Origin of the sequence: Bacteroides mucinivorans, assembly GCF_034654355.2 — a bacterium.
Taxonomy (GTDB): domain Bacteria; phylum Bacteroidota; class Bacteroidia; order Bacteroidales; family Bacteroidaceae; genus Bacteroides; species Bacteroides nordii.
The window spans coordinates 1-8,373 of sequence record NZ_CP178180.1; the positions used below are offsets into that span (position 1 = coordinate 1).

The 8,373-nt window shown below is 42.6% G+C and carries 13 protein-coding genes and 3 pseudogenes; 4 read left to right on the forward strand and 12 right to left on the reverse strand.

What is annotated here, in order from left to right; all coding sequences use genetic code 11:
* Positions 1-399 precede the first annotated feature (399 nt).
* Both VCM39_RS22585 and VCM39_RS22590 read right to left on the reverse strand, forming a co-directional pair.
* A pseudogene (locus tag VCM39_RS22585) lies at positions 400-501 on the reverse strand (type II toxin-antitoxin system mRNA interferase toxin, RelE/StbE family); the annotation flags it as partial.
* Positions 498-709 (reverse strand): annotated as a pseudogene (locus VCM39_RS22590) (hypothetical protein). The pseudogenes VCM39_RS22585 and VCM39_RS22590, both read right to left, overlap by 4 nt.
* A gap of 464 nt (positions 710-1,173) precedes the next feature.
* Here VCM39_RS22590 and VCM39_RS22595 point away from each other — a divergent pair.
* Both VCM39_RS22595 and VCM39_RS22600 read left to right on the forward strand, forming a co-directional pair.
* Positions 1,174-1,359: a hypothetical protein gene (locus VCM39_RS22595; protein WP_007560600.1), complete on the forward strand. Its 186-nt coding sequence runs from the start codon at positions 1,174-1,176 to the stop codon at positions 1,357-1,359.
* Positions 1,310-2,314 (forward strand): replication initiation protein, encoded by a 1,005-nt coding sequence (locus VCM39_RS22600; RefSeq protein WP_007755890.1) that lies wholly within the window; start codon positions 1,310-1,312, stop codon positions 2,312-2,314. Before VCM39_RS22595 ends, VCM39_RS22600 begins: the two co-directional genes overlap by 50 nt.
* A 38-nt stretch (positions 2,315-2,352) precedes the next feature.
* Here VCM39_RS22600 and VCM39_RS22605 read toward each other — a convergent pair whose 3' ends face one another.
* The 7 genes from VCM39_RS22605 to VCM39_RS22635 form a co-directional block, all read right to left on the reverse strand.
* Positions 2,353-2,583, reverse strand: coding sequence for a hypothetical protein (locus tag VCM39_RS22605; RefSeq protein WP_007560596.1), 231 nt, complete (start codon positions 2,581-2,583; stop codon positions 2,353-2,355).
* Between the two features lie 19 nt (positions 2,584-2,602).
* Entirely contained in the window at positions 2,603-3,055 is a 453-nt protein-coding gene (gene mbpC / locus VCM39_RS22610) for a mobilization protein MbpC (protein ID WP_004295511.1), read from the reverse strand.
* Complete coding sequence (gene mbpB, locus VCM39_RS22615; RefSeq protein WP_007560590.1) at positions 3,012-3,806, reverse strand: mobilization protein MbpB; 795 nt, start codon at positions 3,804-3,806, stop codon at positions 3,012-3,014. The genes mbpC (VCM39_RS22610) and mbpB (VCM39_RS22615) overlap by 44 nt, the downstream gene beginning before the upstream one ends.
* On the reverse strand, positions 3,803-4,102 hold the full coding sequence (mbpA, locus tag VCM39_RS22620) for a mobilization protein MbpA (RefSeq protein WP_004327437.1): 300 nt from the start codon (positions 4,100-4,102) through the stop codon (positions 3,803-3,805). The genes mbpB (VCM39_RS22615) and mbpA overlap by 4 nt, the downstream gene beginning before the upstream one ends.
* 181 nt (positions 4,103-4,283) lie before the next feature.
* Positions 4,284-4,481 carry a hypothetical protein gene (locus tag VCM39_RS22625; RefSeq protein WP_007209655.1) on the reverse strand — a complete coding sequence of 66 codons (198 nt, stop codon included), beginning with the start codon at positions 4,479-4,481 and terminating at the stop codon, positions 4,284-4,286.
* 10 nt (positions 4,482-4,491) lie between these two features.
* Positions 4,492-4,767 (reverse strand): type II toxin-antitoxin system YoeB family toxin, encoded by a 276-nt coding sequence (locus VCM39_RS22630; RefSeq protein WP_004327436.1) that lies wholly within the window; start codon positions 4,765-4,767, stop codon positions 4,492-4,494.
* Complete coding sequence (locus tag VCM39_RS22635) at positions 4,764-5,015, reverse strand: hypothetical protein (RefSeq protein ID WP_004295507.1); 252 nt, start codon at positions 5,013-5,015, stop codon at positions 4,764-4,766. The genes VCM39_RS22630 and VCM39_RS22635 overlap by 4 nt, the downstream gene beginning before the upstream one ends.
* A gap of 464 nt (positions 5,016-5,479) precedes the next feature.
* Here VCM39_RS22635 and VCM39_RS22640 point away from each other — a divergent pair, with 464 nt between their 5' ends.
* Complete coding sequence (locus tag VCM39_RS22640) at positions 5,480-5,665, forward strand: hypothetical protein (RefSeq protein ID WP_007560600.1); 186 nt, start codon at positions 5,480-5,482, stop codon at positions 5,663-5,665.
* Positions 5,616-6,620, forward strand: a complete 1,005-nt coding sequence (locus VCM39_RS22645) for a replication initiation protein (protein WP_007755890.1) — start codon at positions 5,616-5,618, stop codon at positions 6,618-6,620. The genes VCM39_RS22640 and VCM39_RS22645 overlap by 50 nt, the downstream gene beginning before the upstream one ends.
* A gap of 38 nt (positions 6,621-6,658) precedes the next feature.
* Here the strand turns inward: VCM39_RS22645 and VCM39_RS22650 are convergent, their stop codons facing one another.
* The 3 genes and pseudogenes from VCM39_RS22650 to mbpB (VCM39_RS22660) all read right to left on the reverse strand — a co-directional run bounded on the left by VCM39_RS22650 (position 6,659) and on the right by mbpB (VCM39_RS22660) (position 8,114).
* The gene (locus tag VCM39_RS22650; RefSeq protein WP_007560596.1) at positions 6,659-6,889 is read right to left on the reverse strand and encodes a hypothetical protein; all 231 of its coding nucleotides are present in this window, start codon (positions 6,887-6,889) and stop codon (positions 6,659-6,661) included.
* A 19-nt stretch (positions 6,890-6,908) separates the two neighbouring features.
* Positions 6,909-7,361 (reverse strand): mobilization protein MbpC, encoded by a 453-nt coding sequence (gene mbpC, locus VCM39_RS22655; protein WP_004295511.1) that lies wholly within the window; start codon positions 7,359-7,361, stop codon positions 6,909-6,911.
* A pseudogene (gene mbpB, locus VCM39_RS22660) lies at positions 7,318-8,114 on the reverse strand (mobilization protein MbpB). The gene mbpC (VCM39_RS22655) and the pseudogene mbpB (VCM39_RS22660) overlap by 44 nt, the downstream one beginning before the upstream one ends.
* Positions 8,115-8,373 lie beyond the last annotated feature (259 nt).

Here is an 8,373-nt window from a genome sequence, read left to right on the forward strand (position 1 = left end):
TGCCTGCTCCGCAAGTGCGTCCTTTTCAAGTTCGGTACAATCGGAAATGTAATCTTTTTCGTTTCCGTCTTAGTTTCCATGCCACAAAAGGTAATCTTAAAAATCTTTTTGAGCAAAAGCGAGAAAAAGCAAGAATTGTCCGACAAGGGACACTTCTTGCTATATATTACACATGCCCGCATGGGAATACATCCACACTAACCGCCCGGCAAAAAAGCCCCGGCGTGTTAGAAAAAATCCCCCCACAGCCTAACAATTTTCTACCCAAGGGGATTACACGCCGCAGAAAGTCATCCGGGAAACATGTCTTTCAGTTTCGTCCAAAATCAATGGCTTCTTCTTCGGACACCTCCACCCATTCAAACGTTTTTTCTTTCCCTCTTATCGCACATGAGTACCTTTGTAGATTTTCTTATACTTCTTGAACAAATTGGGGTTTGATTTCTTCCATTTGGCAATCACCTTATCCACCCCGTCGGAAACCCTAATTGTGTACATCATAGACTGTCGAAATAAGCATCAATATCCTCACTGCTTTTGAGGGTAACACACTTTCCGGATTTGATTTCTTCCAATCATCTTCACGACCAACTTTTACCAAAGCGTAAATCTCGTTTTTCCTGCGAATTAGTACCTGCTCGCCATTGTCAGCTTTGGTGAAAGACGCTGCGAGGTTGTTACGGTATTCTCTTACTGATAATGCTTCCATATCTGTTTGCTTTTAAATTCAGTACAAAGATAGCTATATTTCAATAAAATACAAACTTTTTGCACACAAATGTGTACACGCCATAAAAAGCCGTTCACAGTCCTACCGCCCGTTGGTTGGTTTTGCTTTGCTTTTTTCCCCTATTGTTTTTCTTTTTCCGACAGTAAATCAACCACTTATCCGTAAAAAATCAATGACTTGTTATAAAGCATAACTTGTTTATATGCTTATCAGCTTTTTTTTTTAACTAAAAATTATGCTGAAATCCAATAACTTACACAATCTATTTAACACATTACTACGACTTTTTGAATGCTATTTAACACATTACTACGACTTTTTGAATGTTATTTTCCCTTCCAAATACGACTTTTTGAATGTTATTTTGCATCATCTACGATTTTCATTTGCACAAGTCGTAATTACTTATTATATTTGCGCAACATACTAATAATCAATAAAGGATGAAGAAAATCATAGTTCATTTTAAGAAAGAAGAATTTGAAAGGGTTAAAAACGCAATTTCTATCCTCGCAAAATTTTCTGAAATATACGCTCCTCACATAGATAAAGCCAACAGTATTTTATCCTTTCGTGTAGATGATGAAAACGAAACAACAGAAGAACAACAGTGTAACAGTCGTCAATAAAGACCAAATACAAAGCTATATTATGACGACAGCCAAGTATGACTTTTCCGTTTATGAGAAGCGCATACTTTATAGAATTGTAGAAATGGCTCAAGGTGAACTCCAAGGAGTTAGATTTGCAACTGATTGTAAAAAAATAGAACACACACTTTTTGATACCGTTCACATCACAATGCCTATTGCTTCATTGCTAAATGGAGAAAGTGATGAAAACTACACACGTGTAAAACAAGCACTGTTATCTCTACAAAAGAAAATCTTTACCTATGAGGATGAAAAAGAATGGATAAGCATTTCTATTATTGCATTGCCAAAGATAAAGAAGCGTTCATCTGTTGTATCATTCCAAATAGACTCACACATATGGGACTGCTGCTTAGATTTTTCAAAAGGGTTTCGCAAATACGAATTAGCCACTGCGATGAAGTTTAAGAGTGTATATTCTATGCGGTTCTACGAACTTTTAAGCGGTCAGAAAACAAAACTAATCTATCCACTTGAACAGCTCAAAGAAATGTTTAAAGTACAAGATAAATACGCAAAGACAAACGATTTTGTCCGGAAAGTAATTGAACCTGCAAAAAATGAGCTGGACGAACTAAGTCCTTATACATTCGAATGGTCCGCAAACAAGGAAGGGAAAAAAATTGTAAGTTTCAACTTCTATCCAATATTCAAGCCAGAGCATCGTGATGCAGAGCTATACAAAAAAGAGCTACAAAAGCAAACCGGGCTTTCATGGGATTTAGGTAGGCAAGTGATAAGTTACTTAAAAACATCTTTGGAGTTCTCCGATAAAGAAATCAAAAACAACCGGGATTTATTTGTAACAGCACAAATGGAACTTCCAGACATCATGACAGAACTCGCCATACTTAGAGGAAAATCAAGGACAAAAACAAATCCAAAAGGGTGGATTATAAATGCCCTTAAAGGGAAAATCAAGGATAAGTGACAAGATTACCCCGGCTGAAATATACCGGGGTAATCTTGTCAAATCAGAGGAACGATTTCCATTTCTACACCAAGCTCTTTCATCTGCCGCTGTATTTCCTCGCTGCTTAGTTTCTCTTTCGCCAGTACAAGCCCATGAAAGGCGTCCCAGCCTGCCGGCTTCGAAACGATACTACCGTTTAGGACGGCATGGGTGATTTCGCCGCCGGACTTCGCACCCTTGTTCAGTATGAAGAAGAACCGGGGTTCTTCGTGTTCCGCTGTTCCCATAATTCGTAAAGTTAGATGTTTATTTATTCCCCTTTTGTTCCCTTGCCTGCTCTTGGTAGTATTCATAATACTGCTTGTAGTTGTCCCGGTCTTTGGCTGCATCCGTCCAAAGATAGCACATGAAACAAGCGAACAATAGGGAGATAACAGCACAAAGGATTGAGTAGAACGAAATTCGTTTGTCCACATAACCGCCGTTTTTCATTCTATACCCCTGCCGTTCAAAGTCCGCCAATACGTTTTTTAGGCGATTTTCGGCACTTTCAAGGCTTTTCCCGTCTATTTGTACCTTTCGGGCTGTTGCGTCCTCTATGCGCTTCGTATAGACTTCAACACGCTTTAGTTCTTGATACACCAGTTCTACCGCAAGCTGCGGGTTTACCCTTGGCGTTGTGTCTTTTCTTTTCCGGGGGCTGTACTGTCCCTGCTTAACGTTGGAAGCTGCCGCTTCCGGGTGTGAGTTTGTTTCCATGAGATATGTTCATTGAGTTGCACTTCAGTTTGCTTTGTGTCCGCTCGATATGGGCGAGAGTGTAGCCTTTCCCTATCTCGCTTGCCTTATACTCCGTACCGCTTCGGGCTGTGACATAGTAGCCGTTAAGTTTCCCGGTGCTTGCCCTGGCTTCCCGGACTTTAAAACCTCTCTTACCAAGTTCTTCCTTGAATTTGGTAAAGTCAAAGCCCTGCATCTTCTTCAATACGCCGTCCATGGCTTCCTTGATTTCCGCTTTGTTGACTTTGCCAATGTCCTGCGACTGTACAAAGTTCCGTTCCTTGGCTATGGCATTGGCGGCTTCCGTTGCCTTTTTCCCTATCCAGTTGTCCCGGTACAGTTCCCCGGAAAGGGAAACCCGGTTTGCCAGTATGTGCAGGTGGGCTTGCTCTTTCTTGCTCTCCGTACCGCTGTGCCGGATGATGATGTACTGGTGGTTCGCCAACCCCATGCGCTGCATGAAGTCGTTACCAAGTTCCGCCCAGTCCGCATCCGTAAAGGTGGCGCTTTCCTCTATCGAGGGGCTGACCTCGAAACGTAGGCAGTTGTTTTTTACGTTCGGAAAATCAATGTGATACGGTTTCATTTCCTGCACCATTTCCGCACCAGTACACCCATAAAGTTCATGCCGGGCTATCTCGGTGGCTACTGCCTGCCCGTTTATCTCTTTGGCGAGGTCGTACTCCAATGCCGCCACACCATGTGATATGCTTTTCCCTTTCCCTATCATCGTGAGAGTATTTTTTTGAGCTCTGTAATTAGTGCCCGGTTCTCCTCGAACACTTCCCGGTACTGGCGACCACCGAAGTAGTTGTTCAGCCGTTGGAGCGTTCCTTTCAACTGGGCTATGTCCCGGAGAAGCTGCCGTTCCTCCTCGGTGTACCTCTCCCTTGGGCGCCCCCCAAGGGACAAACTCCGGCAGTATTCCGATACGCTTAGACTGCACCGGGCTGCCTGCTCCGCAAGTGCGTCCTTTTCAAGTTCGGTACATCGGAATGTAATCTTTTCGTTCCGTCTTAGTTCCATGCCACAAAGGTAATCTTAAAATCTTTTTGAGCAAAGCGAGAAAAGCAAGAATTGTCCGACAAGGACACTTCTTGCTATATATACACATGCCGCATGGGAATACATCCACACTAACCGCCCGGCAAAAAGCCCCGGCGTGTTAGAAAATCCCCCACAGCCTAACAATTTCTACCCAAGGGGATTACACGCCGCAGAAGTCATCCGGGAACATGTCTTTCAGTTCGTCCAAATCAATGGCTTCTTCTTCGGACACCTCCACCCATTCAACGTTTTCTTTCCCTCTTATCGCACATGAGTACATCTCGGCGGCGGCAAGGTTAGAGAACACCTCGTGCATAGGCTCGCCGTTCTCTAACCAGTAAACACAATATTCGACCATAACAGTTTTATCATTTATCGTTGTAATGCCCCTCTACCTCCAAAATGTAGACCTCTACCACTTCCTCGTAAATGTCATAGATTATCCGGTCATGGGCGGTAATGTGTCGAGACCATGTAATATCCCCACCGCCCCTTAACGCTTCGGGATGCCCAAGCCCAGTCTTAGGGTGCTCTAACAATTCTTTGTAGATTTTCTTATACTTCTTGAACAAATTGGGGTTTGATTTCTTCCATTTGGCAATCACCTTATCCACCCCGTCGGAAACCCTAATTGTGTACATCATAGACTGTCGAAATAAGCATCAATATCCTCACTGCTTTTGAGGGTAACACACTTTCCGGATTTGATTTCTTCCCTTGCCTTGTCAATCCTTGCTTGCAGTTCCGGGGTTATCATCAAATCTTCACGACCAACTTTTACCAAAGCGTAAATCTCGTTTTTCCTGCGAATTAGTACCTGCTCGCCATTGTCAGCTTTGGTGAAAGACGCTGCGAGGTTGTTACGGTATTCTCTTACTGATAATGCTTCCATATCTGTTTGCTTTTAAATTCAGTACAAAGATAGCTATATTTCAATAAAATACAAACTTTTTGCACACAAATGTGTACACGCCATAAAAAGCCGTTCACAGTCCTACCGCCCGTTGGTTGGTTTTGCTTTGCTTTTTTCCCCTATTGTTTTTCTTTTTCCGACAGTAAATCAACCACTTATCCGTAAAAAATCAATGACTTGTTATAAAGCATAACTTGTTTATATGCTTATCAGCTTTTTTTTTTAACTAAAAATTATGCTGAAATCCAATAACTTACACAATCTATTTAACACATTACTACGACTTTTTGAATGCTATTTAACACATTACTACGACTTTTTGAATGTTATTTTCCCTTCCAAATACGACTTTTTGAATGTTATTTTGCATCATCTACGATTTTCATTTGCACAAGTCGTAATTACTTATTATATTTGCGCAACATACTAATAATCAATAAAGGATGAAGAAAATCATAGTTCATTTTAAGAAAGAAGAATTTGAAAGGGTTAAAAACGCAATTTCTATCCTCGCAAAATTTTCTGAAATATACGCTCCTCACATAGATAAAGCCAACAGTATTTTATCCTTTCGTGTAGATGATGAAAACGAAACAACAGAAGAACAACAGTGTAACAGTCGTCAATAAAGACCAAATACAAAGCTATATTATGACGACAGCCAAGTATGACTTTTCCGTTTATGAGAAGCGCATACTTTATAGAATTGTAGAAATGGCTCAAGGTGAACTCCAAGGAGTTAGATTTGCAACTGATTGTAAAAAAATAGAACACACACTTTTTGATACCGTTCACATCACAATGCCTATTGCTTCATTGCTAAATGGAGAAAGTGATGAAAACTACACACGTGTAAAACAAGCACTGTTATCTCTACAAAAGAAAATCTTTACCTATGAGGATGAAAAAGAATGGATAAGCATTTCTATTATTGCATTGCCAAAGATAAAGAAGCGTTCATCTGTTGTATCATTCCAAATAGACTCACACATATGGGACTGCTGCTTAGATTTTTCAAAAGGGTTTCGCAAATACGAATTAGCCACTGCGATGAAGTTTAAGAGTGTATATTCTATGCGGTTCTACGAACTTTTAAGCGGTCAGAAAACAAAACTAATCTATCCACTTGAACAGCTCAAAGAAATGTTTAAAGTACAAGATAAATACGCAAAGACAAACGATTTTGTCCGGAAAGTAATTGAACCTGCAAAAAATGAGCTGGACGAACTAAGTCCTTATACATTCGAATGGTCCGCAAACAAGGAAGGGAAAAAAATTGTAAGTTTCAACTTCTATCCAATATTCAAGCCAGAGCATCGTGATGCAGAGCTATACAAAAAAGAGCTACAAAAGCAAACCGGGCTTTCATGGGATTTAGGTAGGCAAGTGATAAGTTACTTAAAAACATCTTTGGAGTTCTCCGATAAAGAAATCAAAAACAACCGGGATTTATTTGTAACAGCACAAATGGAACTTCCAGACATCATGACAGAACTCGCCATACTTAGAGGAAAATCAAGGACAAAAACAAATCCAAAAGGGTGGATTATAAATGCCCTTAAAGGGAAAATCAAGGATAAGTGACAAGATTACCCCGGCTGAAATATACCGGGGTAATCTTGTCAAATCAGAGGAACGATTTCCATTTCTACACCAAGCTCTTTCATCTGCCGCTGTATTTCCTCGCTGCTTAGTTTCTCTTTCGCCAGTACAAGCCCATGAAAGGCGTCCCAGCCTGCCGGCTTCGAAACGATACTACCGTTTAGGACGGCATGGGTGATTTCGCCGCCGGACTTCGCACCCTTGTTCAGTATGAAGAAGAACCGGGGTTCTTCGTGTTCCGCTGTTCCCATAATTCGTAAAGTTAGATGTTTATTTATTCCCCTTTTGTTCCCTTGCCTGCTCTTGGTAGTATTCATAATACTGCTTGTAGTTGTCCCGGTCTTTGGCTGCATCCGTCCAAAGATAGCACATGAAACAAGCGAACAATAGGGAGATAACAGCACAAAGGATTGAGTAGAACGAAATTCGTTTGTCCACATAACCGCCGTTTTTCATTCTATACCCCTGCCGTTCAAAGTCCGCCAATACGTTTTTTAGGCGATTTTCGGCACTTTCAAGGCTTTTCCCGTCTATTTGTACCTTTCGGGCTGTTGCGTCCTCTATGCGCTTCGTATAGACTTCAACACGCTTTAGTTCTTGATACACCAGTTCTACCGCAAGCTGCGGGTTTACCCTTGGCGTTGTGTCTTTTCTTTTCCGGGGGCTGTACTGTCCCTGCTTAACGTTGGAAGCTGCCGCTTCCGGGTGTGAGTTTGTTTCCATGAGATATGTTCATTGAGTTGCACTTCAGTTTGCTTTGTGTCCGCTCGATATGGGCGAGAGTGTAGCCTTTCCCTATCTCGCTTGCCTTATACTCCGTACCGCTTCGGGCTGTGACATAGTAGCCGTTAAGTTTCCCGGTGCTTGCCCTGGCTTCCCGGACTTTAAAACCTCTCTTACCAAGTTCTTCCTTGAATTTGGTAAAGTCAAAGCCCTGCATCTTCTTCAATACGCCGTCCATGGCTTCCTTGATTTCCGCTTTGTTGACTTTGCCAATGTCCTGCGACTGTACAAAGTTCCGTTCCTTGGCTATGGCATTGGCGGCTTCCGTTGCCTTTTTCCCTATCCAGTTGTCCCGGTACAGTTCCCCGGAAAGGGAAACCCGGTTTTGCCAGTATGTGCAGGTGGGCCTTGCTCTTTCTTGCTCTCCGTACCGCTGTGGCCGGATGATGATGTACTGGTGGTTCGCCAAACCCCATGCGCTGCATGAAGTCGTTTACCAAGTTTCCGCCCAGTCCGCATCCGTAAAGGTGGCGCTTTTCCTCTATCGAGGGGGCTGACCTCGAAAACGTAGGCAGTTGTTTTTTTTACGTTCGGAAAAATCAATGTGATACGGTTTTCATTTTCCTGCCACCATTTTCCGCACCAGTACACCCCATAAAAGTTTCATGCCGGGGCTATCTCGGTGGCTACTGCCTGCCCGTTTTATCTCTTTGGCGAGGTCGTACTCCAATGCCCGCCCACACCATGTGATATGCTTTTTCCCTTTCCCTATCATCGTGAGAGTATTTTTTTTGAGCTCTGTAATTAGTGCCCGGTTTCTCCTCGAAACACTTCCCGGTACTGGCGACCACCGAAGTAGTTGTTTCAGCCGTTGGAAGCGTTTCCTTTTCAAACTGGGGCTATGTCCCCGGAGAAGCTGCCGTTTCCTCCTCGGTGTACCTCTCCCTTGGGGCGCCCCCCCAAGGGGACAAAACTCCGGCAGTATTTCCGATACGCTTAGACTGCACCGGGC